Annotated in this window: 23 protein-coding genes; 10 read left to right on the top strand and 13 right to left on the bottom strand. The window is 73.7% G+C overall.

Annotated features, from left to right (window positions below; all coding sequences use genetic code 11):
• Window positions 1–8 precede the first annotated feature (8 nt).
• The gene (gene polX / locus ACWC5C_RS08750) at window positions 9–1754 is read left to right on the top strand and encodes a DNA polymerase/3'-5' exonuclease PolX (RefSeq protein WP_450874752.1); all 1746 of its coding nucleotides are present in this window, start codon (window positions 9–11) and stop codon (window positions 1752–1754) included.
• The gene (locus ACWC5C_RS08755) at window positions 1751–2512 is read left to right on the top strand and encodes a uracil-DNA glycosylase (RefSeq protein ID WP_450874753.1); all 762 of its coding nucleotides are present in this window, start codon (window positions 1751–1753) and stop codon (window positions 2510–2512) included. The genes polX and ACWC5C_RS08755 overlap by 4 nt, the downstream gene beginning before the upstream one ends.
• Window positions 2513–2593: 81 nt before the next feature.
• Here the strand turns inward: ACWC5C_RS08755 and ACWC5C_RS08760 are convergent, their stop codons facing one another.
• Window positions 2594–4183, bottom strand: a complete 1590-nt coding sequence (locus tag ACWC5C_RS08760) for a S1 family peptidase (RefSeq protein ID WP_450874754.1) — start codon at window positions 4181–4183, stop codon at window positions 2594–2596.
• A gap of 199 nt (window positions 4184–4382) precedes the next feature.
• The gene (locus ACWC5C_RS08765) at window positions 4383–4754 is read right to left on the bottom strand and encodes an L-rhamnose mutarotase (protein WP_450874755.1); all 372 of its coding nucleotides are present in this window, start codon (window positions 4752–4754) and stop codon (window positions 4383–4385) included.
• 232 nt (window positions 4755–4986) lie between these two features.
• On the opposite strand from ACWC5C_RS08765, the gene aroQ reads away from it, so the two are divergent.
• Window positions 4987–5460 (top strand): type II 3-dehydroquinate dehydratase, encoded by a 474-nt coding sequence (aroQ, locus tag ACWC5C_RS08770; RefSeq protein ID WP_385441345.1) that lies wholly within the window; start codon window positions 4987–4989, stop codon window positions 5458–5460.
• Between the two features lie 47 nt (window positions 5461–5507).
• Here the strand turns inward: aroQ and ACWC5C_RS08775 are convergent, their stop codons facing one another.
• Window positions 5508–6296 carry a DeoR/GlpR family DNA-binding transcription regulator gene (locus tag ACWC5C_RS08775; protein ID WP_450874756.1) on the bottom strand — a complete coding sequence of 263 codons (789 nt, stop codon included), beginning with the start codon at window positions 6294–6296 and terminating at the stop codon, window positions 5508–5510.
• Between the two features lie 149 nt (window positions 6297–6445).
• Here ACWC5C_RS08775 and ACWC5C_RS08780 point away from each other — a divergent pair, with 149 nt between their 5' ends.
• Complete coding sequence (locus ACWC5C_RS08780) at window positions 6446–7339, top strand: SIS domain-containing protein (protein ID WP_450874757.1); 894 nt, start codon at window positions 6446–6448, stop codon at window positions 7337–7339.
• 30 nt (window positions 7340–7369) lie between these two features.
• Window positions 7370–8212 carry a class II fructose-bisphosphate aldolase gene (locus ACWC5C_RS08785; protein ID WP_450874758.1) on the top strand — a complete coding sequence of 281 codons (843 nt, stop codon included), beginning with the start codon at window positions 7370–7372 and terminating at the stop codon, window positions 8210–8212.
• 9 nt (window positions 8213–8221) lie between these two features.
• On the opposite strand, the gene ACWC5C_RS08790 is transcribed toward ACWC5C_RS08785, so the two are convergent.
• Window positions 8222–8680, bottom strand: a complete 459-nt coding sequence (locus ACWC5C_RS08790) for a GNAT family N-acetyltransferase (RefSeq protein WP_450874759.1) — start codon at window positions 8678–8680, stop codon at window positions 8222–8224.
• 126 nt (window positions 8681–8806) lie between these two features.
• Between ACWC5C_RS08790 and ACWC5C_RS08795 the strand changes: the two genes are divergently transcribed.
• Window positions 8807–9217, top strand: a complete 411-nt coding sequence (locus ACWC5C_RS08795; RefSeq protein ID WP_450874760.1) for an STAS domain-containing protein — start codon at window positions 8807–8809, stop codon at window positions 9215–9217.
• Here the strand turns inward: ACWC5C_RS08795 and ACWC5C_RS08800 are convergent.
• The 4 genes from ACWC5C_RS08800 to ACWC5C_RS08815 form a co-directional block, all read right to left on the bottom strand.
• Entirely contained in the window at window positions 9128–10117 is a 990-nt protein-coding gene (locus tag ACWC5C_RS08800) for a sigma-70 family RNA polymerase sigma factor (protein ID WP_450874761.1), read from the bottom strand. The two genes, ACWC5C_RS08795 and ACWC5C_RS08800, sit on opposite strands and share 90 nt — an antisense overlap.
• Before the next feature lie 110 nt (window positions 10118–10227).
• A complete protein-coding gene (locus ACWC5C_RS08805; RefSeq protein ID WP_385441335.1) occupies window positions 10228–10467 on the bottom strand; it encodes a DUF6296 family protein in 240 nt (79 codons plus the stop codon).
• Window positions 10468–10552: 85 nt separating this feature from the next.
• Complete coding sequence (locus ACWC5C_RS08810; RefSeq protein ID WP_450874762.1) at window positions 10553–14956, bottom strand: HAD-IC family P-type ATPase; 4404 nt, start codon at window positions 14954–14956, stop codon at window positions 10553–10555.
• 141 nt (window positions 14957–15097) lie between these two features.
• Window positions 15098–15355 carry a hypothetical protein gene (locus ACWC5C_RS08815; protein ID WP_450874763.1) on the bottom strand — a complete coding sequence of 86 codons (258 nt, stop codon included), beginning with the start codon at window positions 15353–15355 and terminating at the stop codon, window positions 15098–15100.
• Window positions 15356–15383: 28 nt separating this feature from the next.
• On the opposite strand from ACWC5C_RS08815, the gene ACWC5C_RS08820 reads away from it, so the two are divergent.
• Both ACWC5C_RS08820 and ACWC5C_RS08825 read left to right on the top strand, forming a co-directional pair.
• Window positions 15384–15701, top strand: a complete 318-nt coding sequence (locus ACWC5C_RS08820; protein ID WP_385441330.1) for a hypothetical protein — start codon at window positions 15384–15386, stop codon at window positions 15699–15701.
• A 533-nt stretch (window positions 15702–16234) separates the two neighbouring features.
• Window positions 16235–16834: a LuxR C-terminal-related transcriptional regulator gene (locus ACWC5C_RS08825; protein WP_450874764.1), complete on the top strand. Its 600-nt coding sequence runs from the start codon at window positions 16235–16237 to the stop codon at window positions 16832–16834.
• 53 nt (window positions 16835–16887) lie between these two features.
• On the opposite strand, the gene ACWC5C_RS08830 is transcribed toward ACWC5C_RS08825, so the two are convergent.
• Window positions 16888–17676, bottom strand: a complete 789-nt coding sequence (locus ACWC5C_RS08830) for an Fpg/Nei family DNA glycosylase (RefSeq protein ID WP_450874765.1) — start codon at window positions 17674–17676, stop codon at window positions 16888–16890.
• Between the two features lie 97 nt (window positions 17677–17773).
• On the opposite strand from ACWC5C_RS08830, the gene ACWC5C_RS08835 reads away from it, so the two are divergent.
• Window positions 17774–18928: a PP2C family protein-serine/threonine phosphatase gene (locus tag ACWC5C_RS08835; RefSeq protein WP_450874766.1), complete on the top strand. Its 1155-nt coding sequence runs from the start codon at window positions 17774–17776 to the stop codon at window positions 18926–18928.
• 9 nt (window positions 18929–18937) lie between these two features.
• Here ACWC5C_RS08835 and ACWC5C_RS08840 read toward each other — a convergent pair whose 3' ends face one another.
• Both ACWC5C_RS08840 and ACWC5C_RS08845 read right to left on the bottom strand, forming a co-directional pair.
• A complete protein-coding gene (locus tag ACWC5C_RS08840; protein ID WP_450874767.1) occupies window positions 18938–19672 on the bottom strand; it encodes a Mut7-C RNAse domain-containing protein in 735 nt (244 codons plus the stop codon).
• 91 nt (window positions 19673–19763) lie between these two features.
• Window positions 19764–20612 (bottom strand): ribonuclease BN, encoded by an 849-nt coding sequence (locus ACWC5C_RS08845; protein ID WP_450874768.1) that lies wholly within the window; start codon window positions 20610–20612, stop codon window positions 19764–19766.
• Between the two features lie 187 nt (window positions 20613–20799).
• On the opposite strand from ACWC5C_RS08845, the gene ACWC5C_RS08850 reads away from it, so the two are divergent.
• Window positions 20800–24267 (top strand): SpoIIE family protein phosphatase, encoded by a 3468-nt coding sequence (locus ACWC5C_RS08850; RefSeq protein WP_450874769.1) that lies wholly within the window; start codon window positions 20800–20802, stop codon window positions 24265–24267.
• On the opposite strand, the gene ACWC5C_RS08855 is transcribed toward ACWC5C_RS08850, so the two are convergent.
• Both ACWC5C_RS08855 and ACWC5C_RS08860 read right to left on the bottom strand, forming a co-directional pair.
• Window positions 24256–25104, bottom strand: coding sequence for a MauE/DoxX family redox-associated membrane protein (locus tag ACWC5C_RS08855; protein ID WP_450874770.1), 849 nt, complete (start codon window positions 25102–25104; stop codon window positions 24256–24258). The two genes, ACWC5C_RS08850 and ACWC5C_RS08855, sit on opposite strands and share 12 nt — an antisense overlap.
• Window positions 25101–25733: a cell wall protein gene (locus tag ACWC5C_RS08860; RefSeq protein WP_450874771.1), complete on the bottom strand. Its 633-nt coding sequence runs from the start codon at window positions 25731–25733 to the stop codon at window positions 25101–25103. The genes ACWC5C_RS08855 and ACWC5C_RS08860 overlap by 4 nt, the downstream gene beginning before the upstream one ends.
• Window positions 25734–25735 lie beyond the last annotated feature (2 nt).

A 25735-nucleotide genomic window follows, 5' to 3' on the forward strand; every position in this document is an offset into this window, starting at 1 on the left:
TCTGTTGCATGGCTCGCTCCAACGAGGAGGTCGAAGCCCTCCTGCGTGAGTACGCCGATCTCCTCCTGATCACGGGCGGGGACGCGTTCAGGGCGCGCGCCTACGAGAAGGCCGCGCGGTCGATCGGCGGCCATCCCGCCGATGTGGCGCGGCTCGATGTGAAGGCGCTGCGGGAGATCCCGAACGTCGGCAAGTCCATCGCCGAGAAGGTCGTCGAGTACCTGCGCACCGGACACGTGCCCGCCGTCGAGCAGGCGCGCGCCGCGATCCCGGCCGGGGTGCGGGAGCTGACCGCGATCCCGGCGCTCGGGCCGAAGAAGGCCATGCTGCTGTACGAGGAGCTGGACATCGCCTCGGTCGAGCAGCTGGCCACCGCGATCGAGGAACACCGGCTGCGCGACCTCAAGGGCTTCGGGCCGAAGTCCGAGGAGAACATCCTGCACGGCATCGGGCTGCTGCGGGCCTCGGGCGGCCGGATCCCGCTGGACGACGCCATGGACGTCGCCGACGACATCGTGGCCGCGCTGTCCGGGGTGGCGGGCTGTGAGCGGGTGGCGTACGCCGGGTCGCTGCGCCGGATGCGGGAGACCGTGGGCGATGTGGACATCCTGGTGGCGGCGGCCGAATCGGCCCCGTTCATGGACGCGTTCACCGCGCTCCCGTACACCGCCGAGGTCATCGCGCACGGCGAGAAGAAGACCTCCATCCGCACCACCAAGGGGCTCCAGGTGGATCTGCGGGTGCTGCCGCTCGACTCGTGGGGCGCGGGGCTGCTGTACTTCACCGGCTCCAAGGCCCACAACATCCGGGTCCGCGCGATCGCGGTGCGCCACGGGCTCAAGCTCTCCGAGTACGGCCTCTTCGAGACCAAGAGCGGGAAGAAGATCGCCTCGCGCAGCGAGGAGGATGTGTACGCGCGGCTCGGCATGGACTGGATCCCGCCGACCCTGCGCGAGGACCGAGGCGAGGTGAAGGCCGCGCTGGAGGGCCAACTCCCCACGCTGGTCGGCGAATCCGATCTGCGCGGCGATCTGCACACCCACACCGATCTCACCGATGGCCTCGAACCGCTGGAGAACATGATCGCCACGGCGGAGCGGCGCGGCTACGCGTACTACGCCGTCACCGACCACGCGCCGAAGCTGTACATGCAGCAGATGACGAAGGAGAAGATCCTCGCCCAGCGGGAGCGGCTGCGCGCCATGGACCGAGGGCGCGGCCGCCGGGACATGCGGCTGCTGCACGGTGTGGAGCTGAACATCGACGCCGAGGGTGAGGTGGACTGGCCCGGCGATTTCCTCGACGGCTTCGATGTGTGCGTGGCCTCGGTGCACACGCAGTTCGGGCAGGACCGGGACACCATGACCCGGCGGTTCCTGCGGGCCTGCGAGAACCCGCACGTCAACATCATCGGCCATCCGACGACCCGGATCCTCGGCAAACGGCCCGGTGTGGACGCCGACCTGGACGCGGTGTTCGCCGCGTGTGCCCGTACCGGCACCGCCCTGGAGATCAACGCGCATCCGAACCGGCTGGACCTGTCGGACGAGAACATCCTGCGGGCGAAGGAGTACGGCGTGGTGTTCGCCATCGACAGCGACGCGCACTCCACGCTGGACCTGGCCAATCAGCGGTACGGGGTGGGCATGGCCCAGCGCGCCTGGCTGACCACCGACGATGTCATCAACACCTGGCCACTGACCCGGCTGCGGCGTTTCCTGCGCAAGGGGCCGGGGCACCCGCGCGACGTATGACCCCACGTGACGCTCTTGCCGAGCCCGCCCGCCTGGCCCCCGGCGCCCGTACCCTCGCCGAGCTGGACGAGCGGGTGAGCCGGTGCCGGGCGTGCCCGAGGCTGGTGGCGTGGCGCGAGGAGGTGGGCCGTACGAAGCGGGCGGCCTTCGCCGACTGGGACTACTGGGCCCGGCCGGTGCCCGGATTCGGCCCGCCGGACGCGGCGCTCGCCCTGGTGGGGCTCGCCCCGGCCGCGCACGGCGGCAACCGCACCGGCCGGATGTTCACGGGCGACCGCTCCGGCGACTTCCTGTTCGCGGCGCTGCACGCGGTGGGCCTCGCCAACCAGCCCACCGCCACCCACGTCGGCGACGGTCTCGCGCTGCGCGGGGTACGGATCACCTCACCGGTGCACTGCGCCCCACCCGCCAACCGCCCCACCCCGGAGGAGCGGGACACCTGCCGCCCGTGGCTGGAGCGGGAACTGCGGCTGCTGCGGCCGACCCTGCGCTCGGTGGTGGTCCTCGGGGCGTTCGGCTGGCAGGCCGTCCTGCCCGCGCTGAACGCCGCCGGTTGGGCCGTGCCCCGGCCACGGCCCGCCTTCGGACACGGCGCGCGGATCACGCTGGAGGCCACCGATGGGGGCGCCCCGCTGCGGGTGTTCGGCTGCTATCACGTGAGCCAGCGGAACACGTTCACCGGTCGGCTCACCCCGGCCGTACTGCGCGATGTGCTCAGCGCGGCGGCGGAGGCGGCCGGGCTCCCCGCGCACGGCTGACCGTGGTGCGGGGGAAGAGAGAGAGGCCCCGGGCACTGGGGCAGGAGGGCGCCCGGGGCCTCGTTCAGGGGGTGAGCCGGGTCAGTTGAGCCCGGCCCCACTGGCGGCGTCACCGGCACCGGCGCCCGCGTTGGCACCGGCATTGGCACCGGCGTTCGCACCGGCGTTCGCGGCGCCCTCGGCGCCCGCACCGGCGTTGGCGGCGCCTTCCTCACCGGCACCGGCGTTCGCGGCGCCTTCCTCGCCCGCGCCCGCGTTGGCGGCACCTTCCTCGCCCGCACCGGCAGCGGCGCCACCGGCGTCCTCCGCGCCACCGGCATCGCCCGCGCCACCGTCATCGGCGCCGATCACGGCGCCCGTGGCCTCCAGGGCACCGGTCACCGGCTGGAAGAACGTCTCGCCGCCCTGGGTGCAGTCGCCGCTGCCACCGGAGGTGAGGCCGACCGCCGCGTCCCCGGCGAACATCGCGCCGCCACTGTCACCCGGCTCCGCGCACACGTTCGTCTGGATGAGGCCGTTGACGATGTCGCCACCGCCGTAGTTCACCGTGGCGTTCAGGCCGGTGACCTCGCCGTCGCTGACGCCCGTCGTGCTGCCGGTGCGCGTCACCTGCAGGCCCACGCTGGCCTCGACGGCCCGGCCGATGGCCTGGTTGGTGCCGTCGGCGAGCTTGACCGCGCTCTCGGGCTGAGTGGTCGCGTCGTCGTACATGACCAGTGCGAAGTCGGTCTCGGGGAACTGGGTGTCCTGGACCGTGCCCAGCGCCTGGGCACCTTCCTGGTCCGCGGTCCAGGTCTCGGACTCGTTGCCGCAGTGGCCCGCGGTCAGGAAGCCGGGTGCACCGTCGACGTCGACGTTGAAGCCGAGGGAACAGCGGGAGCCACCGCCGAAGATGGCATCGCCACCGACGAGACCGGCGGCCGCTTCGCCACCACCGCCCGCGCCACCGGCCGCCTCACCGGCACCGCCAGCGGCCTCACCGGCACCGCCAGCGGCTTCCCCGGTACCACCGGCACCCGCCTCGCCAGCGCCACCAGCGCCCGCGTCACCGGCACCCCCAGCGGCAGCGTCGCCCGCGCCACCGGCGGCCGCGTCGTCCTCGGCGGCGGCGTCACCCGCCGCGTCACCGGCGCCCGCAGCGCCGCCCGTCTGGGCCGTGTCGCCCTCGTCGAACCTCTTGAACTCGCCCTTCGTCCGCTGGACGGTCACCATGCCGTCCATCGCGTCCGTGGCCTTGGTCAGCGTGGCCCACTTGGCGCCGGTCACGGTCTTGTCGGCGGTCACCCGGACCTTGTTGGTCACCGGGTCGATGGACCAGGCGGTACCGGCCACCGAGGCGTCGGTGCTCAGGGTCTTGGTGGCGGCGTTCAGCTCGGTCATGCTGTTCTGCACGATCTTGGCGACCGCGCCCTGCGCTTCCACGCTCTTCGCCGCGTCCTCGGTCATGACGTTCATGACCAGTTGGCTCGTGTCGTTGTTGAAGTACCAGCCAGCGCCGTTGTCACCGAGGTCAGTGGCGAGACTCCGCGCGAGTTTCACTGCCGAGGGGGACGAGAAGGTCTTCACGTCCGTCGTCTTGTCCTGGCTCGCATTGGCATTGGGCAGCAGAAGGGCGGCTGCCCCGAGCGCGACGACAGCAGCTCCGGAAACGGCGAGGGTCCGCTTGTTCACACGTCGGTGGTGGCTCAACACTGACCTCCAGTAGGGGGGCGCGGGGCGTGTGCGGAGTGCCTGTTGCACTTCGCCACGCCCCCGCGCAGGGCCACCACCGAGTACGGGAGGCGTTTACTCCGTTCTCACCATGACTCACAGTGTGATGAATGGCTGCGCCGAACGATCCGGAGCGATAGGGTCCGCCGTTTCCGCGCCCTCAGCCCGCGTCGCCCCCGGCGGACTGGGCCGCCTGGGCCGCCTGGGTGCGCAGCTCCCACACCTCGCCCAGGGCCATCTGCGCCGACCCCTCGACCGGGGAACCCGCCGTGGTCTCGAAGTGGTCGACGTACGCGCCGATGAACTCATGCCAGCGGTGGTTGACCGGGTCCTCGTCCAGCGCCGCCATCGCGGCGGCGAAGTCCTCGCAGTCGACGAGGTGGAAGAGATGGCGGCCGCTGCGCCAGATCCGCCAGTTGGTGATCCCGGCCCGCCCCAGCGACTCCAGCAGATCCGCCGGAACCGTGGCGTGCTCCCGCTCGTAGCCCGATTCCTGGCCCTCCTTGAGGACCGAGTGCAGCGCCACGCGCATCGGCGTCTCCCTTCATCTCATCCACAGTGGTCATGGTCCATGGGCACGTGCCCGGAGCCACTCTGCCCCCTCCGGCCCCGGCCGCCAACGGTCCGGCGGCCGCCTCGTGGGCCCGCCGGAAGCCATCGGTGGTTGCCGCGATCTACGATGCCTCGCGGAGCGGCGTGACCGTCGGACTCCCCGTATCCGCTGATGACGACCACGATGACGACCACGGAAGGACCCCAACGCCATGGCCAACACCCCCGTGCGCGACCGTTCCACGATCATGGTTCTCAACGGGCCGAACCTGAACCTGCTCGGCCGCCGCCAGCCGGAGATCTACGGCACCGACAGCCTGGCCGACATCGAGAAGCTGGTCGCGGAGACGGCCGCCCCGCACGGGCTCACCACCGACTGCCGCCAGAGCAACCACGAGGGGCAGCTGATCGACTGGATCCATGAGGCCCGGGAGCGCCACGCGGCCGTCGTCATCAACCCGGCCGGTTACTCCCACACCTCCGTGGCCCTGCGCGACGCGCTGGCGACCTGCGACGACATGCCGATCCTGGAGGTGCACATCTCCAACATCCACCAGCGCGAGGCGTTCCGGCACCACTCCTATGTCTCCGCGCTCGCCAGCGGTGTGATCGCCGGATGCGGCGTCCAGGGCTACGCCTTCGCGGTGGAGCGGGTGGCCACGCTGCTCGCGGCCATGAAGAAGTAGACCCGGGCCCGTCAGACCCGTCAGACCCCTCAGATCCGTCAGACCCCTCAGGCCCTGATGACGCGGACACCGGCCTCGGTGTACGGGGCGATCGCCTCCTCGGTGGCGCCGGTGTCCGTGACCAGCACCCCGATCTCGTCGAGCGCGCAGATCCGGGCGAACGCCCGGCGGCCCAGCTTGGAGCTGTCGGCCGCGACCACCACCCGGGCCGCGCGCCGGGCCATGAGGTGGTTGATGCTGGCCTCGCCCTCGTGGTGGGCGGCCGCACCGCCCTCGGGGTCCAGCGCGTCCACGCCGAGGACGGCCAGATCGAGGGAGACCTCGGCGAGCACCCCGGTGGCCAGTGGTCCCATCAGCTCGAACGACTGGGGGCGGGCCACCCCGCCGGTGAGCACGATCTTGATGTGCGGGCGCACCGCCAGCTCATGGGCGATGTTCAGGGCGTTCGTCACGACGGTGACGGCCGGGCCGCCGCCCTCGGAGCCGGACAGTTCGCCACGGGTGGCGATGGCGCGGGCCACTTCGGTGGTGGTGGTCCCGCCGTTGAGGCCGACGATCGCGCCCGGTTCGACCATGCGGGCCACGGCGGTGGCGATCCGCTGCTTCTCCGAAGCGCGCCGGGCGGTCTTGTAGCGCAGCGGAAGGTCGTACGACATGTTGTGCGCGACCGCGCCGCCGCGCGTGCGGGTGAGCATCTGCTGCTGCGCGAGTTCGTCCAGATCCCGCCGGATGGTGGCGGCGGACACCGCCAGCTCGGCGGCGGCCTCCTCGACCTCGACCTTGCCGTCCCTGGCCAGCAGTTCCAGCAGGGCGTTCCAGCGCTCGGGCCGTTTCACGCCGTCTCCTCGACCCCCGTCGTACCGTCGCGGTTCACCCTACCCGGTTGTCCGCACTCTGGACTTCTCTGCAATATCATGCGCATTATCGGGCCGTAGGAAGCATCTTCGAGCATCGCCATCCATCGGAAGCCGAGCTGGGGAGCCCCATGAGCCACACCGAGACCGAGATCGCGAGCCAGCCCGACTGCTGGCGCCGCGCCATCGAACTGGCCAGGGACCCGGACGGACCGGTGCGCGACGCGCTGCCCCGGGCCGGTGAGCGGGTCGCCGTCGTCGGCTGCGGCACCTCGTGGTTCATCGCCCAGGCGTACGCGGCGCTGCGCGAGGCCGGGGGCCAGGGCGAGACGGACGCGTTCCCGGCGTCGGAGATGCCCGCCGGGCGCGCCTACGACCGGGTGCTCGCGCTGTCGCGGTCGGGCACCACGACCGAGGTGCTGGAGCTGCTCGGCCGGATCCGGGGCGCGGTGCCCGCCTCCGTCATCACCGCGGTCCCCGGCTCCCCGGTCACCGGCCTGGCGGACGCGGCGGTCGTGCTGGACTTCGCGGACGAGCGGTCGGTGGTGCAGACCCGCTGGGCGACCAGTGAACTGGCCCTGTTGCGCGCCCACTTGGGGGACGACCTGGACGGCCTGGTGGAGGACGGCGTGGCGGCGCTCGCCGCGCCGCTGCCCGGCTGGCTCGCGGAGGCGGGCCAGTTCACGTTCCTCGGGCGCGGCTGGACGTACGGCGTCGCGCAGGAGGCCGCGCTCAAGATGCGCGAGGCCGCGGGCGCGTGGACCGAGGCGTATCCGGTGATGGAGTACCGGCACGGGCCGATCAGTGTCACCGGCCCGCGCAGCGTGGTGTGGTGGCTCGGCGAGGGCCCGTCCGGGCTGGCGGAGAAGGAGGTCACCGGGCCGGGTGGCCGTCTCGTCGGGTACGGCCGCGATCCGCTGGCCGAACTGGTGCTGGTGCAGCGGCTCGCGGTGGCGATCGCGACGGCGCGCGGCCTCGACCCCGACCGGCCCCGCAACCTCACCCGCTCGGTGATCCTCGGTTGAGCGGGCGCGGCGAGCGAGGGGAGGCGGGCCATGCCACTGGTGGCCACCGCTGAGATCGTCGGGCCTGCCGTACGGGGCGGGCTCGGCGCGGGTGCGTTCAATGTGATCCAGATCGAGCACGCCCAGGCGATCGTGGCCGGGGCGGAGGCGGCCGGGGCCCCGGTCATCCTGCAGATCAGCGAGAACGCGGTGCGGTATCACGGCGCGCTGGCCGCGATCGGCCGCGCCACCGTCGAGGTCGCCCGCGCCGCGCGGGTCCCGGTCGCGGTGCATCTGGACCATGCCACCGAACCCGGGCTGGTGCGGGAGGCGCTCGGGCTGGGCTTCGGCTCCGTGATGTTCGACGCCTCGGCGCGCGACTACGACGGCAATGTGGCCGCCACCGCGGCGGTGGCCGCCGACTGCCATGCGGCCGGGGTGTGGGTCGAGGCGGAGCTGGGCGAGGTGGGCGGCAAGGACGGGGTGCACGCGCCCGGGGCCAGGACCGATCCGGCCGAGGCCGCCGCGTATGTCGCGGCGACGGGTGTGGACGCGCTCGCGGTCGCGGTGGGCACCTCGCACGCCATGGTGGTCAAGGAGGCGGTGGTGGACCTGGACCTGATCGCGGCGCTGCGCGCGGCCGTGCCCGTACCGCTGGTGCTGCACGGCTCGTCCGGGGTGCCCGAGCCGGATCTGACCCGCGCGGTCGTGGCGGGTCTGACGAAGGTGAACATCGCCACCCACCTCAACGTGGCCTACACCCGGGCGATCCGCGACCATCTCGCCGACCATCCCGAGGTGGTCGACCCGCGCCGCTATGTCGCGGCGGCGCGTGACGCGGTGGCCCGCGAGGTGACACGCCTGCTGGCCCTGGTGCGGGCCGTACCGCGCTGATGCCGGGCGCTACGGCACGGCCTCCAGCAGCGGCAGCGTCCGGCCCGGGATGGAGCCCGAGGGCGTGGCACCGATCCGCCGCGCCCCCATGGCCAGGTAGAACGGCTCGGCGTGCGGATCGGCGTCGATGGTCAGCCGGGTGAAGCCGAGGCGGCCCGCCGTCTCCAGTACGTTCCGGTACAGCAGCCGCCCCACGCCGCGGCCGATCGCGGGCGGGTCGACGAACAGCATTCCCACCCAGCCCTGCGGGGCGGTGCCCTCCAGGGTGGAGAACCCGAGCACCCGCCCGCCGTCCTCGGCGACCGTGGTCCGGCGGGCCGCCAACTCGCCTTCGCGCATCGTCAGTTCCTCCCGGCAGGCGGCCAGGAACTCCTCGTCGTACCCCCAGTGGCCCTTCGACCGCAGCGCCAGTTCGGTCAGCGCCCCGGCCTCCTCCTCGCGCCCGGCTCTCAGCCGTGGTGTCGTCATGCGCCGATCCTGGCAGCCGGTCCCCCGCGCGGACAGGGCCGGTGGGGCGATGACTTTTGCCGGTCCGGAGGGTCCCTATCGATGAGCGCGCGGGCCACCGCGCGCCGCCACACCAGGAGGTGGACGTTGACCGGTCCCGAGCCCGAGAGTCCGCCCGTGCTTCCCCCGGCCGTCCTGGTCCTCGGCGGCCCGCCACGGACCCGGGCCGAGGTGGAGCGGCTGTGCGAACGGCTGCGCGAGCTGGCGCGCCGCAGCGCGCCCGGTCCCGTCACCGTGGATGTGGGCGCGGCGCACCCGCCGGACCTGGCCCTGGTCGAGGCGCTGGCCCGGCTGCGGCTGACCGCCGCCCGCCTGGGGCGGGACATGCGGCTGCGGAACGCGGGCGGCGAGCTGGCCGGGGTGCTCGCCCGGTCGGGGCTGGACGAGCTGCTGACCGCGCCCGCGGCGTTACGGGTCGAGCCGGGCGGGGAGGCCGAAGAGCGGGAACAGCCGCTCGGTGTCCAGGAAGGAGTTGAGCCCGGTGATCCGACCGGCTGATATCTCGAGGACCTGGAGCGCCCAGGGCTCATGGGCGCCGCCCGGTCCGCTCGGCCGGTACTGCCCGAAGGCGGGGGCTCCGTTCGCCACGGTAGGGACCAGCCGGGAGCCCCGGCAGCCGATGCCGTGCCCCAGCAGCCAGGTGCGGATGTCGTCGTGGCCGCGCAGCCACAGCTCGTACGGCGGCATGGACAAGGTGGCGTCCTCGTGCAGGAGCGAGGTGAGGGAGTCCAGGTCGTAGCGCTCGAAGGCGTCCACATAGCGGGCGAGCAGCACGCGCTGCTCCTCGTCCAGCGGCTGGACCGGATCGGTGTCGCTGATCTCGGTCGCGGCGAGGGTGGCCCGGGCGCGCTGCAGTGCGCTGTTGACCGACGCGACCGTGGTGCCCAGCAGCTCGGCGACCTCGGCGGCCTTCCAGGCCAGCACCTCCCGCAGGATGAGCACCGCGCGCTGGCGCGGCGCCAGGTGCTGGAGGGCGGCCACGAACGCCAGCCGCACCGCGTCCCGCTGGGCGGCGACCTCGGCCGGGTCCCCGGCGTCGGCGAGCACCTGCCCGTCGGGCACCGGCCCGATCCAGGTGACCTCCGGCTGCGCGGTGAGGGCGGTGGGGGTCGCGGAGGAGGCGGCGGTGAGGTCCATCGGACGGGCCCGGCGCTTGCTCCCGTTCAGCATGTCCAGACAGACGTTGGTGGCGATGCGGTACAGCCAGGAGCGCAGCGCCGACCGGCCCTCGAATCGCTCCAGGCCCCGCCAGGCGCGGACCATCGTCTCCTGGACGGCGTCCTCCGCCTCGAACGCCGAGCCCAGCATCCGGTAGCAGTACCCGGTGAGCTGGACCCGGTACGGCTCCAGCTGGAGCTCGGCACCGGCCGTGCCGTCCACTGCCGCGACATCACTCATCGACCCACCTCGATCGGTCTGCGGAGACCGCTCTGCGGGCTCCCCTGGGAGGAAAGCTAGCGCGCGGCACTGACAACGCCCCTGACCTGCGAATCCACCCAGGACACCGGTCAGGCCACCGGTCGGGCACGGACGGTCGAGGCATGCACCTGGTGTCCGCCGCTGGCGAGCATCCGCACCTCGGCGCGATCGCTGATCTCCGCCCGCACGATGCCGGTGTCGTCCGCGTAGACGGGGTGTCCGCCGGGACCGCTGGAGTCCGTGCGGTGCACCATCACGACGTCCTCGGCGTCCGGCGCCGGGGCGACCGGATCGGCGAAGATCAGCTCATATCTCTCGCGTCGTGACATCGGATGCTCCTCCCGCACGGACCCGCCCCTCATTCCCAAACCGGGACAATCAACACTATCGAACAGGCCCGCCACCGCAAGGGGGTCACGCACCCGGCTCCGGGGCGACCGCGCTGCGGGCCAGCGGGGTCATGACCGAGCCGATGACGGTGGCCGCCGCGATGGAGCCGAGGGTGATGCCCCAGGCCAGCGGGCCGAGCGGGGTGCAGTCGAAGAACTGGCTCACGCCCGGCGTCTGGATGATGCCCGCGAGGACCGCCGCCGAGCCGATTCCGGCGATCAGCACATGCCGGTCCAGGCCCCCGGTGGCCAGGGTCTGCGCCAGCTGCGTACCGACCAGGGCGACGAGAGCGACCGTACTGGCCCGGCGTTTGCGGCCGGTGAGCCGCGCGCCCGTCCACGCCACGCCCGCACCGGCGGCCGTGATGATGCCGCGCAGCATCATCTCCCGGTTCAGCGCGGTGCCCAGGGAACGGCTGGGGCCCTCCTTGAGCAGCCGCTCACCGGTGTGCCCGGTCGGTTCGCGCACCGCGATGGCGAGCGCGGGCGCGAGGTCGGTCAGCAGGTTGACGAGCATGATCTGCCGGGCGGTGAGCGGGGTGCTGCCCGCGATCGCGGAGGCGAGCACGCTGAAGGTGACCTCGCCGAGGTTGCCGCCGATGAGGATGGCGAGCGCGGCCCGCACCGAGGCCCACATCGCCCGCCCCTCCATCAGGGCCGACACGATCGTCTCCAGGCGGTCGTCGCCGACGACGAGGTCCGCGGCGGCGGTCGCGGCGGGGGTGCCGCGCCGCCCCAGGGCGATCCCGATGTCCGCGAGCCGGATCGCGGGGGCGTCGTTGGCACCGTCCCCGGTCATCGCCACCACCCGGCCGAGGCGCTGGTACGCCTGCACGATCCGCACCTTGTGGTGCGGACTGCACCGGGCGATGACGTCCACCGTGGGGAGCAGTTCGTCCAGCTCCGCGTCCTTCATCTCGTCCAGCTCCGGCCCGGTGCACACCTTCAGCTCGGTGGCGTCGATGACGGTGGCCGCGATGGACTCGGCGGTGGCCGGGTGGTCGCCGGTGAGCATCACGGTGTGCACGCCCGCGTCGCGCAGCCGCGCGGTCGCGGGGGCGGCGCTCGTACGGACCGGGTCGGCCAGCGCGATGAACCCGCGGAAGACCAGGTCCCGCACCGACGCGTCGGTGAGCTGCTCCCCCGACCGCATGGGACGTTCCGCCACGGCCAGCACCCGGCGCCCGGCGCCGGCCAGCTCCTCGGCGGCCGCGGTCAGTTCGGCGACGCCGTCGGCGTCCAGGGCGGCGCTCGCCGCCGTACCGGACGGCTGCCGCCGGACGCAGCGCTCCAGCACGCTCTCCGGGGCGCCCTTCACGCTCAGCAGGGTGCCGCGCGCGGTGGACCCGGCGGTGGCGTGATAGGCCCGCGAGGGCTCGAAGGGCAGCGAGTCGGTGCGCCGCCAGCGCGGTGCGCCCCGGCGCACGGCGACCCCGGCGCGGCGCGCCCCGGCCATGACCGCGCGGTCGGTCTGGTGGGCCATGGGCTCGGACTGACGGGCGGGCGGGGTGGCCCGCAGCGCGGCGGCGAGCACTTCCTTGCACGAGGGGTCGAGCCGGTCGGCGGACAGCGGGCCGCCCCCATTACTGACCGCCGCGAGTTCGAGGGTGCCCTCGGTGAGGGTGCCGGTCTTGTCGAAGCACAGCACGTCGGCACGGCCGAGCGCCTCGATGGTGCGCGGGTTGCGGACCAGGGCGCCGAGGTCGGCCAGCCGCCGGGCGGCGGCGAGCTGGGCCGCGTTGACGAGGAACGGCAGGCCTTCGGGTACGGACGCCACGGCGAGGTTGACCGCCGAGGCCAGGTTCTCGGTCAGCGGGAGGCCGTGCAGCAGCCCGGCGCCGGACACGGCGGCGGCCGAGCCGACCGCGATGGGCACGCTGGAGCGGGTGAGCGCGGTGAGCCGCGCCTCGACGCCGGTCACGGGCGCGGCGCGGCGGGCGGTGGCCAGGCTGCGGCCGACCTCGGTGGACGGCCCGGTGGCCACGACGACGGCCTGCGCCCGCCCGGCGGAGATGGTGGTGCCCTCGTAGAGCATCGAGCGGCGCTGGGTGATGTGCGCGGCGACCACCGGCGTCTCGTTCTTGGGCACCGGCAGGGATTCGCCGGTCAGCGAGGACTCGTCGACCTCCAGACCGTCGGCCTCCAGCACCCGGCAGTCGGCCGGAACCACATCCTCCGGGCCCAGCGTGATGATGTCCCCGAGGACCAGGTCCCCGGCGGTGACCAGGCGTTCCGTACCGCCACGACGCACCCGGGCGCCGACCGCAGAGCGGGCGAACAGCTCCGCGAGCGCCCGCTCGGTCCTGACCCGCTGGAAGCCGCCGACGAGCGCCGAGGTGGCGGTGATGGCCGCGACGAGGGCCGCGTCGGTACGCGACCCCACGGCGGCGGCGAGTGCGGCACCGGCGGCGAGGACCGGGGTGAGCGGGTTGGCCAGCTCCTCGATGAACGCCGCCGGGAGGCTGGTGCCGGTCGGCTCTCCGGTGCGGGTGGGGGCCTTGCCCGCCCGGGTGGCGGCCTGCTCCGGGGTCAGCCCCTGGTCGGGGTCGGCCGACAGCCGCTCCAGCACCCGGGGGACGGGCATCAGATGCCAGGGCGTGGTGGACACCGGGGGCACCAGCGGGCGGGAGAGCAACTGCCGGGCGCGCCAGTTGCCGAGGCCGAACGCGATGGCTCCGGCGGTGGTCCCGGCCGCCGCGCCGCGCGCGGTGGCCTGGTCGCGCGGGGCCTTGAGGGCGGCGACCGCGCCGATGCCGCTGCCGCCCGCCGACAGCAGGGCGCTCTCCCGGTCCACCTGGGCGGCCACGCCGACCGCGTCCACGATGATTCCGGCCGACTCCAGATCGGCGCCGACGAGCAGATGGGCGCCCCAGGCGGGGGGCTCGCCCTCGTGGTGGATCCCGACGCCGCAGTCGGACGCGCCGAGGGCCCGGCGGTTCCCGGACAGCAGCATGACGACCGCGCCATCGGCCTGGAGGCCGCGTACGGAGGCCACCAGGCGGCGGCCGGAGGGTACGACCGTGTCGGCGAAGGTGAAGGCCGTCGGATGCGGCCGGTCGGTGGCCAGGACGATGCGCGCGCCCGCTCGGCGGGCGGCCGCCGCCACCGCCTCGGCGCCCGGGATCGCCTGCGCGGCGAGCCCGGCGACCGCCTGGAGCCGGTCTCCCCGGGCCAGGCCGAGGGTCCGCTCGCCGCCCTTGCGGCGCAGCCTGGCCGCGGCCTGCTGGCCGGTGCGGCCGGTCAGTTCCAGCTGGTCCAGAGGGCCCAGCACCCATCCGTTGTCGCTCCGGGTCCGCAGCGGCTCGTCCGCGTCGAAGAGGTCGAAGAGCCGCATCGCGACCTGCTCGGAATCGGCGCCGCCGAGGAGTTCCAGGTCGATGGGCTCGTACCGGTCGCCGCGCAGCGCCGCCTCGTCGAGCACCACGGTGTCGACCTGGCCGAGCCGCCGCAGGGCGCTGCGGTCCATGGCCAGGACGCCGCGCAGGGCGAGGAACCGGCCGAGGCTGGTGGCGAAGCCCTCGCGTCCGGCGCCGGGCGCCTTCGGTATGGACGAGAACGCCACGGCCAGCCCACGGCGCGGTCCGGCGAAGGGCGCGGCCAGCGCGCCGACCGCCGCGCCCACGGCCATGGACCGCTCCGCGAACCGCTCCATGCTGTCCTTGGGGGTGGGCCCCGGCCGCTCCACCACGATGGGTTCGGCGGCCACGTCCTGGGGTCCGTGCACCAGCTGCGGCTCCATCGCCGCCCAGGCCTCGCCCTCGGCTCTGGCCTCCCGCCACAGGCCCATGCGCTGGGCGAGGTCGAGGGCGAGCCCGCCGCCGCTGGTGGCCACGCTCTGGGTCAGCGCGCTCAGCACCGGCAGGGCCGCCTCGGTGGGCTGGCCCCGGGTGACGGCCAGGGCCAGCCGGCGCAGCCGGGGGTGGTTCTGGATGGCGGACATGGACGCGCTCACCTCGGTCGGGAGCTTGAGCCACGGGGCCAGCCGCAGGGCGGTGGCGACGCTCAGGCCCAGCACGTCCGCGACGACCACGGCGAGGGACTGGGCCTCCCGTGGCCCGCCCGAGGGGTGGCGTGGCTCCGGGGCCCACTCGTCGAACTCCTCGGTGGGCACGGCGGGGCCGCGGGTCTCCGCGCGCTCGATCAGGGCGACGAGTTCCACCTCGCGAGGGGGCGGTTTCGCGACGGCGACGACGACCCGCTCGGAGGGCGCGTTCACCCGGGCCCACAGCACGCCCGGATGCTTTTCGAGGGCCGCCTCCACCCGGCCCGCCACCTGTTCCCCGCCGATCCCGTGCACACCGTGCACCTCGATGTAGTAGCGGCCCGGGTACGACCACACCCCTCGGCCGGGCGGGTGGACCAGCCGGTTGACCGCTCCGGCGGCGTCCCGTACCCGCGCGGCCACTCCATGGGTGAGAGGCTCCAGCATCGGGGGTTTCATCAAGTGCAGCCCAGGCAGCGTCGTCATCGGCGAGACCTCCGGCGTGTCGGTGTCCGCGGCGCGTTTCCGTGTGGAGCGGCCCGTCCGGTTGATTCCGATTACCCTGAAATAAGCAGAAGATTCCGGACGTCAATCATGTGTGGACGTGAGACCAGTGACCACTCCCACCAGCTCCCGCAAGCGCAGCACTTCAGCGACGGCACGGTCGTCGGCGCGCAGCGCCGGCAAGTCGGGCCGGAACCAGGCCACATCGAAGACCAAGGCCCCGTCGAAGGGCCCCTCGAAGACCGCGGCCGCTGCCAAGTCCGCGCAGTCGGGGAAGACCAAGGCGGCGAAGAGCACACAGAGGTCGAAGACGGCCAAGGCGGCGAAGTCCGCGAAGCCCACCCCCCAGAAGGGTGACCACCGGATCACCATGACGATCCCCAGCCTCGGCCACGTGGCACACGCGACGCGGCTCGACCGCGCCGCGAGCGCGACCCATCTCGACCGTGTCGACGGCGAGCGCATCGGCCGTGCGGCGAAGGGCGCCGCGAACATGGCGCTGATGCCGATCGCGGCGGCCCGCCGGGTGCTGCCCGCCAAGGGCGGCCTCCCGCTGTACGCGGGGCTCGGGGTGCTGGGCGTCGCCGAGGTCATCGAATGGCCGGTCGCCCTGGGCGTCGGCGTCGGCTACGCGGTGCTGCGGCGCGGCGGGGTCATGGCGCCACCGTCCGAGACCCGCAAGGCCTGAACACGGCGGACCCCGGTCCCGCCCCCGTGTACGCGCGGGGGCGGGACCCGGCGCGCCGGGCGACCCGAGCCCCGTGCGACCGAAACCAGGCGATCCGTCCAGAAATCGCCGATGCCCGCGTCAGACGGAATGGGACAGACTAGGGATTCACCGAGACTTCGGGATGCGCCAGCGATGCCCGCTTTCCCCGATCAGCGGCGCCTTTGACCGTTTCATCAGGTCATACGGGCAAGGATCGGGCAGAAGTTGCCCACAAACGGGCAGTGGCAAGCAGTCGAAACGTTGGTATATACCATGTAGCGCATCTAACACCCGTCACTGGAGCGGTCGCACCATCCCGCTCCAGCGCCGGTCCGGTGGCTGGTTGCAGGGCCGCGACCTCAGCCTTTTCCGGTTTCCGCACGACCATGCCGTTGTTGAGACAACAGAAAGCGGTGCTCTCCATGGCTCACCCCCACACCACTCAGGCCGCCCGTCGGCTGCCCACACAGGCAGCTTCGGGCTTAGCCCATGACCGGAACCGGGCGCGTGCCGTGACCGGACGCCACGCCACCGGCATGGCCACCCTCGCCCTCGACCTCCAAGTCCTCGCCGGGGACGAGGACTTCTTCCGGCACTTCGGCGGAACCTCGGCCGAGTTGTGCGGACGCAACCTCTTCGAACTGCTCCACCCCAGCGCCCCCGCCGTCCTGCGGGAACACTTCCTGCGGCTGCACGACGGCCGTCGCACCCGCTTCACCGAGCGCGTGGTCGGCTACCGCTCGGGGGGCCGGGTGTTCTCCGGCGAGTTGACCGGTACGGCCGTCCAGGGCCCGTCCGACGCGCTGTCGGCCATCGTCGTCCTGGTCAAGCCGGACGACGAGAAGGCCGAGGACGACGCCACCGCCCAGCGCCGCAATCTGCTCTCGCCACTGGAGGCGCAGATACTCGAGGGCGTGGCCACCGGCGCCTCGACCGTGCAGATGGCCGCCAAGCTCTATCTCAGCCGCCAGGGCGTCGAGTACCACGTGGGGTCGATGCTGCGGAAGATGAAGGCGCCCAACCGCGCGGCCCTGGTCTCGCGCGCGTACGCGGCGGGCATGCTGACCGTCGGCACCTGGCCCGCCCGGGTACGCCCGGACTTCGTCAAGTGACACCGCCCGTTCAGAAGTGATTCCGCGCCAGACGACGTCGCCGGGACGCCGGGTCAGGAGCGTTCCGGCTGGCAGTGCGGGCACCAGGTGCTGGTCCGGCCGGCGATCTTCGCGCGGCGCAGCGGGCGGCCGCAGCGCGGGCAGTGCGGGTCCGGGTCGTCGCGGTGGCCGGTGAGCCAGGACGGCCGGGGCGGCACCTGGCCCGCCCGCACCGAGGTGCGCAGCACTCCGCGCAGCGCGGTGTGCAGCCGCCGCCGCTCGTCGGGGCCCAGGTCGCCGGTCCGGCTCTTCGGATGGACCCGCGCCCGCCACAGGATCTCGTCGCCGAGCAGATTGCCGAGCCCGGCGACGACGGACTGGTCGGTCAGCGTGGCCTTGACCCGTCCGCGCCGCCCTGCCAGCAGGGTGTCCAGCTCGGCCCGGCCCAGCGAGAGCGCGTCCGGGCCCTGCTCGCCGAGGATCCGGTCGACGTCGGCGTCCGTGGCGGCGAGCCACAGCCCGCGCAGCTTGCGCTGGTCGTGGTAGCGGAGCTGATGGCCGTCGTCGAGGGTGAGGGTGACGCGGCCGAACCGCTCGGGCGGAGCGTCCCCTGAGCGGCACACCAGTCCGCCGGTCATTCCGAAGTGCAGGATGAGCGTGGCGCCCTCGGTCGGGGCGATCAGCCACTTGCCGTGGCGGCGTGGCGCGGCGAACCGGCGGCCCTCCAGCTCGCGCCTCAGCCGCGCGGCGGTCACCCCGCGCAGCACCCCCGGGTCGGCCACCTCGACGCGCTCGATCCGGTGCCCCTGCGCACAGGAGGCCAGGGTGCGGCGGAAGCCCTCGACGTCCGGCAGCTCGGGCATAACGCCAGATTACGCCCGGCCCTGAAACACGGCCCGTGGCGGAGAAGAAAGGTGAGGATAACCAAAACTTTGCACGAGTCGGATAAAGTACCTGGATATGCGATTCATCCGCTCCGAGCCGGGAGCGAGCGGTCGCAATCAGACCCTCTTCGCGATCGCGCGGTGCCTGCCCTTCGTGGTCATGGCGGCGGTTGTCACCATCGAGCTGACGCCCGCGCATGTGCTCTACACCGGCCCCCTCCTCACCCCGGCCCCGGCGCTGGCCGCGGTGACCATGGGCCCGGTCGGCACCGGTGGCGTGGTGGCTCTGGCGGCGGCGATCAGCGCGCTCACCGCGACCCACAACGACGCCTGGGGCACCCAGCAGGTGTACGCGAACCTGCTGGCGCTGCTCGTGGTGTCCGTGGCGAGCGTGGCCAGCAGCGCCATCCGGGAGCGCAGGGGCCGGGAGCTGACCCAGGTCCGCCGGATCGCCGAGGTCTCCCAGAACGTGGTGCTGCGGCCGCTGCCCGCCCGCATGGGCGGGGTGCGCACCGCCAGCGTGTACATGGCGGCCGAGCGCGGGGCGCAGATCGGCGGCGATCTGTACGAGGCGGTGGGCACCCGTTACGGAGTGCGGCTGATCGTCGGCGATGTACGCGGCAAGGGGCTGGCCGCGGTGCGGTCCGCCGCGGCGATCCTGGGCGCCTTCCGGGAGGCCGTGCACTACGAACACGATCTGATCGAGGTGATGGAGCGGTGCGCGGCCGCGCTGGGCCGCGAATACGACCTGCTGGACCGGTCCCGGCTCCAGGACTGGGACGAGCGGGCCGAGCAGTTCGTCACCGTCCTGCTCGCCCAGGTGGTGCCCGACAGCTCCCTGATCCAGCTGATCAACCGTGGCCATCCGCCGCCGCTGGTGCTGCACGACGGCGAGGCGCGGGCGCTGGGACCGGTGCGCCCGCTGCCGCCGCTCGGCCTGGACGAGTTCCTGACCCCGCCCCCGATCGGCGTCGAGACCTTCCCGTTCGTCACCGGCGACCGGCTGCTGCTGCACACCGACGGGGTGCTGGAGGCGCGTAACCACTGCAACGAGTTCTTCCCGCTGCCGCGGGCCATGGAGACCGTGGAGGGCGCCACCCCGACCGAATACCTGGACCGGCTGCGCCATGCCCTGGTCCACCACGCCGAGGGGCGGCTGGCGGACGACGCGGCGATGATCCTCGTCGAGCGGGCGACGGGCGCCGAGCCTGGGTGGCGCCCCGCCACCTGAGGGGCAGAGCTAGGACACCGGGGCGCCGAACTCCGCCATCGCGGCCGCCACGATCGCCTCCAGCCGGGCGTGGTGGGCGCCGCGCCAGTAGACGCGCTCGCAGGCGGCGCAGCGGGCGAACACCTCGTACGTGCTCCGCGTGCCGTGCTCCAGCCGCTCGCGGACCGTGTCCTTGTCGGCGTCCTCCAGAGGGCCGTTGCACGCCGTGCAGCGGGTCCACGGGGCGAGCGGCGGGGTGAACCGGCCCAGGACGTCGCGCAGTTGCTCATCGGGCCGGTCGCTGTAGACATACGCCCCGGCCCACAGCTCGCGCCGCCGCAGCAGCCCCCGGTCGCGCGAGAGGAGCACCCGGCGCTGGGCCGCGGAGCGGGCGGCGAGCGCGGGGTCGCCGATGTCCTCGCTCTCGTACGCCGCGTCGACGCCCAGCAGCCTGAGGCGGCGCGCGAGGGTGCCCAGATGGACGTCGAGCAGGAAGCGCAGTGGCGCGCCCGGGATCCGCTGCGGCCGGACGACCGGACGCACCTCCACGGACTCCCCCGCGCCGGGCACATGCGAGACGGCGGCCTCCCGGCCGTCGACGAGCAGCCGCCCGACCTCGGTGAGCGGGACCCCGAACGACTCGACGACATGGCCGAGGGTGGACGCGCCGTCGGTGATGACGGCCGTGCGGCCCAGGCGCCGTTCGGGGGCGGCGAAAAGCCGCAGTTCAGGGGCGAGGCTGAGCTGGATCTCCGGTCCGTTCACACCGCCAGCATGCCAGGGGTGACCGGCCCCGGGCGACGCGGTTTCCGCCCATCCGGACGCCTCGTTCAGACCCCTCGTTCAGACACCCCGGTCAGCCGCCCCGGGAGCGCTCCAGGCGGCGTCGCGTGCGGCGCCAGGTCACCAGCCGCAGATACTCCTCGTGCAGCAGCCGCCCGACGAGCGCGCCGCCGAACACCACGAAGCCGACGCCGACCAGCCAGGACTGCACGACGAGCACGGTGCCGACCGGGCCGTAGGACACCGCGCTGGAGGCGATCAGCGGCGAGAACACCAGCCGGGAGAAGACCCGCAGCCCCAGCAGCCCGACGCCGGTGGACAGCGCGCCCGGCAGCAGGGCGCCCCAGCTGATCCGCCCGCCCAGCAGCAGCCGCTGCGACCACCAGAAGAAGAGCACCGTGCCGATGACGGTGACGACCAGCCGGAGGGGCCCCGAGCCGAGGTGGGAGGAGAGCAGGAGGTAGCCGATGAGCACGGTGAGCCAGACCAGATGGCGCCACACGGTGTGCCAGCGCCCCGGGGGCAGCTCCCACACCTTCTCGTAGCCGGTCTGCACCACCCCGCCGAAGGTCAGCCCGAAGAGGGCCAGGGTGGCCAGACCGAACGCGGTGGTGGCCTCCAGCGACCGCCTCGGCGGGGCGAACAGGTCCAGGACCTCGTCCCGTGAGGTGGACGACACCCCGAGCCCCTCGGCCAGCCACTGCGCGAAGCCGTGCCGGTTCACCGGATCGGCCGCGGCGACCACGATCAGCAGCGGCACCAGGGTGAGGAAGCCGAGCGCGGCGAACCCCAACGCCCGGTGCATCAGCTCGAATTCGCTGCCCCGGCGATACCCCCGCCCGGCCGGGGACCGGTGGAACGTACGGTGCAGCCGGCGGAACCGCGAGCGGTGGTGCGGGGGGTCGGGGGACTGCTCGGACATACCACTCCCACTCCCCCACCCCCGGTTCATGCGCTATGCCGCGGCGAAGATCTGCACAGCGCGATATGCCCCGGTAAGTCGCGCCTTGTCCAGCGTACTCAGTGGGGATGCCCGTGCAACCCACGGTGTCCGCGGCCCCTCGCCCGGTGGCGGCACTGTGCCAGAATATGAGAGGGAAGCTGACTCGATGAACGGGCCCGGGAACCAGCACACGGCGGCCGGAGAGCTGTTCGCCGAGGGCGGTGCGCTCGGCAGGGTGATGAGTGGCATCGACTGGTCGGCGACGCCACTCGGCGTCACTGACGCCTGGCCTCCACGGCTGGTCGAGGCGTTGCGGATCGTGCTGTTCACCGAGCAGCCGATGGCCGTGTTCTGGGGCCCCGACTACCTGATGCTCTACAACGACGGGTACGCGGACATCATCGGCTCCAAGCATCCGGGGGCGCTGGGCCGGTCCGGCCTGGACGTCTTCCCCGAGAACTGGGAGCTGTCCGTCGCTCCGCTCTTCGAGACCGTATGGGAGAGCCGCAAGCCCTCCCTGGTCACCGACCGGTCGTTCGTCCTCCAGCGGCGCGGTTTCCTGGAGCAGTCCTACTTCGACGTGTCCATCCAGCCGCTGCTGGATGGCGGCGCGGTGGCTGGGGTGCTGTGCGTCGTCACCGAGACCACGGCGCGGGTGCTCAGCGAGCGGCGGCTGCGGCTGCTGGCGGGGCTCGGCGCCCGGACGGCCGGGCTGCGCACCCCGCAGAGCGTCGCCCGGACGGTCGCCGAGATGCTGGACATCCACCGGGACGACGTCCCGTTCACCGCCTTCTACCTGGTGCCCGGGCCCGGCAGGCTCCAGCTCGCCGCGTCCGCCGCCGTCCCGGCGGAGGCCGCCCGGGAGGTCGGGGAGCTGCGGCTGGACCGGGTCGAGGAGGCGGCGAGCCTGGAGACGCGGCTGGCGGCCGTCGTGGGCGACGCGGCACCGGCCCGGCTGCCGGGCGCGCTGTTCTCGGTGCCCGACCAGGAGGCGCTGGCCCATCCGCTGGTGCGGTCGGGCGCGGTGGAGGGCGTGCTGGTGATGGGCGTCAATCCGCGGCTCCCCGCCACCGCCCCCTACCAGGACTTCTTCGAGGTGCTCGCGGCCACCGTCGGGGCGGCCCTGTCGGCGGCCCACGCCCAGCAGGAGCAGCGGCGGCGGGCGGAGACGCTGGCCGAGCTGGACCGCGCCAAGACGGTGTTCTTCTCCAACATCAGCCATGAGTTCCGCACCCCGCTCACCCTGATCCTCGGCCCGGTCCAGCAGGCGCTGGCCGACGAGGACCGGGCCGGGCGGCGGTCCCAGCTGGAGCTGGCCGAGCGCAGCGCGCTGCGGCTGCTGAAGCTGGTCAACACCCTGCTGGACGTCTCCCGGGTGGAGGCAGGAGGGCTCAAGGGCACCTTCGAACCGGTGGACCTGTCCCGGACCACCGCCGAGCTGGCGGCCATCTTCCACTCCTCGTTCGACATGGCCGGGCTGACCCTGGAGGTGGACTGCCCGCCGCTGCCCGAGCCGGTGCACATCGACCGGGAGATGTGGGAGAAGATCGTCCTCAATCTGGTCAGCAACGCGCTGAAGTTCACTTTCACCGGCGGCGCCACGGTACGGATGGCCACCGCGGGCCGCGACGCCCGGCTCACCGTGAGCGACACCGGCACCGGCATCCCGCCGGAGGAGCTGCCCCACCTCTTCGAGCGCTTCCACCGGGTGCGCGGAGCGCGGTCCCGGTCGTACGAGGGCAGTGGCATCGGGCTGGCGCTGGTCAAGGACCTGGTCGAGCTGCACTCGGGCACCATCTCGGTGACGAGCGTCCCGGGCCGGGGCACCGAGTTCACGGTGGAGATTCCGTTCGGCACCGGGCATCTGGAGGGCGTACGGATCGGGGCGCCGTCCGTACGGGGCACGACGGGCGAGGCCGAGCGCGCCACCGCCTACGCCCAGGAGGCGGCCCACTGGTTCGACACCGCCCCGCCGTCCGAGCCCCTGGCGGCCCAGGCCCCGGCGACGGCCCCGGAGGTCCCCGCCGGGGCGCCGCGCGCGGAGGCCGGGGCGCCCGAGGAGCCGTACGCCCCGGGTCCGCCGGAGCCGGCCCCGGCCCGGCGGCCCCGGCTGCTGGTCGCGGACGACAACGCCGACGTACGGTCCTATCTCGGCGATCTCCTCGGCCGCGACCACGACGTCCTCCTCGCGGCCGACGGCCGTGCCGCGCTGGACACCGCCCTGGAGCGCCCCGTCGATCTGGTGCTGACCGATGTGATGATGCCGCGCCTGGACGGCTTCGGGCTGGTGCGGGCGCTGCGCGCCGACCCCCGGACCACCCGGCTGCCGATCATCATGCTGACCGCGCGCGCCGGGGAGGAGTCCACGGTGCGGGGGCTGGGGGCGGGCGCCGACGACTATCTCGCCAAGCCCTTCTCGGCGCGTCAGCTCCTCGCCCGGGTCGGCGCCAACCTGGAGCTGTCGCAGCTGCGCGAACGGGTGCTCAGCGACAGCCGCCGCCAGACGGACATGCTCACCTCGCTGTCCCAGGCGAGCCTGCAGCTGTCCGACACCCTCGATCCGCCGCAGGTCCTGGACACCGCCGGGGAGCTGCTCGTCCCGGCCCTGGCCGACGAGATACGGATCCGCCTCGCCGACCCCCGCGCGGAGCGGCCCGTGTACGCCGCCGGGGAGCCGGTGGTGCCGGACGACCGCCTGGACCGGGCCCTCGCCGAGTCCCTGCTCGCGGGCGCCACCCCCGAGCCGCCCGCCACCGGCGGCACCCTGCTCTCCGTACCCCTGCTCGCGCACGGCCGGATGCTGGGCGCGCTGGCCGTCGCCCGCCGCGAGGGCGCGTACACCATGGCCGACCGGCAGTATCTGCAGGGCGTGGCCGGGCGGCTGGCCCTCGCCTACGACAACGCGGCCCGCTTCCGCAACGAGCGCCATCTCGCGATGACGCTCCAGCGCGCCCTGCTGCCGCAGCACCTCCCCCAGATGCCGGGGCTGCACACTGCCTCCTACTACGAGGCGAGCGCCAGCGGCGCCGAGATCGGCGGCGACTGGTACGACGTCATCGCGCTGCCCGACGGCGAGATGGGGCTGACCATCGGCGATGTGATGGGCCATGACGTGGACGCCGCCACCGTGATGGGACGGCTGCGCTCCACCCTGCGCGGCTTCGCCCTGGACCGCGCCTCCCCCGGGGTGCTGCTCGGCAAGCTGGACGCCTATCTGCGCTCCCTGGACGTCGACCACTTCGCCACCTGCCTGTACGCGGTGTACGAACCGCGCACCCGGCGGCTGCGGTACGCGGCCAGCGGCCATCTGCCGCCGCTGCTGGTGGCGGACGGCACGACGAGCTTCCTGGAGGTCTACCCGAACGCCCCGCTGGGCCTCGCGCACGACCCCCCGGTCGGCCACGAGACGCGGCTGCCGCCCGGCGCGGGGCTGCTGCTGTTCACCGACGGGCTGGTGGAGAACAGCCAGCTGCCCCTGGACGACGGCCTGGCGGCGCTGCGGCGCGCCTGCGACGGGCTCACCACGCCCGCCCTCGCCGACCCGCAGGCCATCATCGACCGGGCGCTGGGGCTGCTGGACATCCCGGGCCGGGTGGACGACGACACGGCGCTGCTGGCCGCGTCAACTCCGTAGCGACTCGCCCGTATCGGCGTCGAGGACGCTCACCCGCACCGCGGGCTCCTGCGCCGCGTCCCGGCTCGCCGCCGCGTCCAGCGCGAACAGCACCACCACCGGTCGCGCGGCGCCGCCGCGCGCGTGGATCCCGGCGTACTGGAGGATGCGCCAGCCGCCGTCGTCCCAGTGGTCCAGCAGCGCGGAGCGCACCAGGGGCGAGGTGTTCTGCCAGGCGAGGGAGTGTTCCAGCAGCTCGACCGTGGCGGCCACCGGCACCCGTGCCCCGGACGTGCCACTCAGCGGATGGCCCGTGAGACGGAGCCGCAGTCTGCGCCACGGCATCCGCCACCTTCGGCGATCGGCGGACAGGGCCACCAGCCCGGCCACCGCGACGAGGGCGCAGCATCCGGTGGCGGCCGGGTGGCGCGGGGCGGTGGCCCACCAGGGGTGGCGGGCCAGCGCCACCGCGATCCCGCCCGCCACCACCACGGCGGCGCGTGCGAAGGCCCTGGCCCCCACCGGCCCGTCGTCCCGCGCCGTACAGCCGCAGGAGGCGCCGGGCGCGGTCGTCCTGGCGTACCCGAGATAGCCGAGGAATCCGGCGCCGAGCGCGGCGGCGGCCGCGCCCGTGGCCACCGACGGCGGCAGCGCCAACAGCGCGGCGCCCAGGAGGAGTTCGAGGGCGCCGAGGACGCGCAGGGCGAGCACCGCGCGGTCGCCGCCGCGCAGCAGCCGGGCCAGCGCGGTGCGGTGCGCCAGCCGGGCCGTGCCGTGGCCGAAGGCCTTGCCCGCACCGGCCGCCCCCAGCACCCCGGCGAGCAGTGGCGCGGCGAGGTCGAGGGCGGCGGCGCTCATCGGCGGTGCCCCGCCCCCGGCCCGACCGCCACCCGGACGATGTCCACGGAGTCGTCGGACGGCCGCCAGGCGCCCAGGACCCCGGCGCCCTGCCCGATCCGCAGCCCGGAGAGGTCGGCGGTGGGCGCGGCGCCGGAGTACGAGGCGCTGGAGGTCGCCGGGAGGAGGTTGCCGACGATCTCGTGGGCTCCGTGCGCGAGGTGCAGCCGGGTCTTCTCGATACCGCGGATGGTGGTGTGGAGGTTCACGATGTTCACCCACACCGCGTCGGCGGCGATCGTGCCGTCGGGCATCGGGACGCCGCGCGCGTAGAGCCCGTCGCCGGTCTCGACCGACGCGGCGGTGGTGGCACGTACCTTCCAGACGCTGGTGGCGTTGGTGACCCGGACCCGGGCGTATTCGCCGTGGGAGCCCGCCACGTCCAGCACCCCGCCGTCGATGGAGGTGATCCGCCCCTCCACGAAGGCGCTGGCGGGGACCGCCGGGTCCAGGGGTCGGCGCAGTGGCGCGGCGAACACGGCGTCGGCGTCCACGGCCCCCAGCGCGGTCGCCCCGACGACGCCCGTCCCGACGACGGTCGCGCCGCGCAGCGCGGCGGCGGTGAGGAAGCGGCGGCGGTCGAAGGACATGG

Source organism: Streptomyces sp. NPDC001700 (assembly GCF_053596435.1).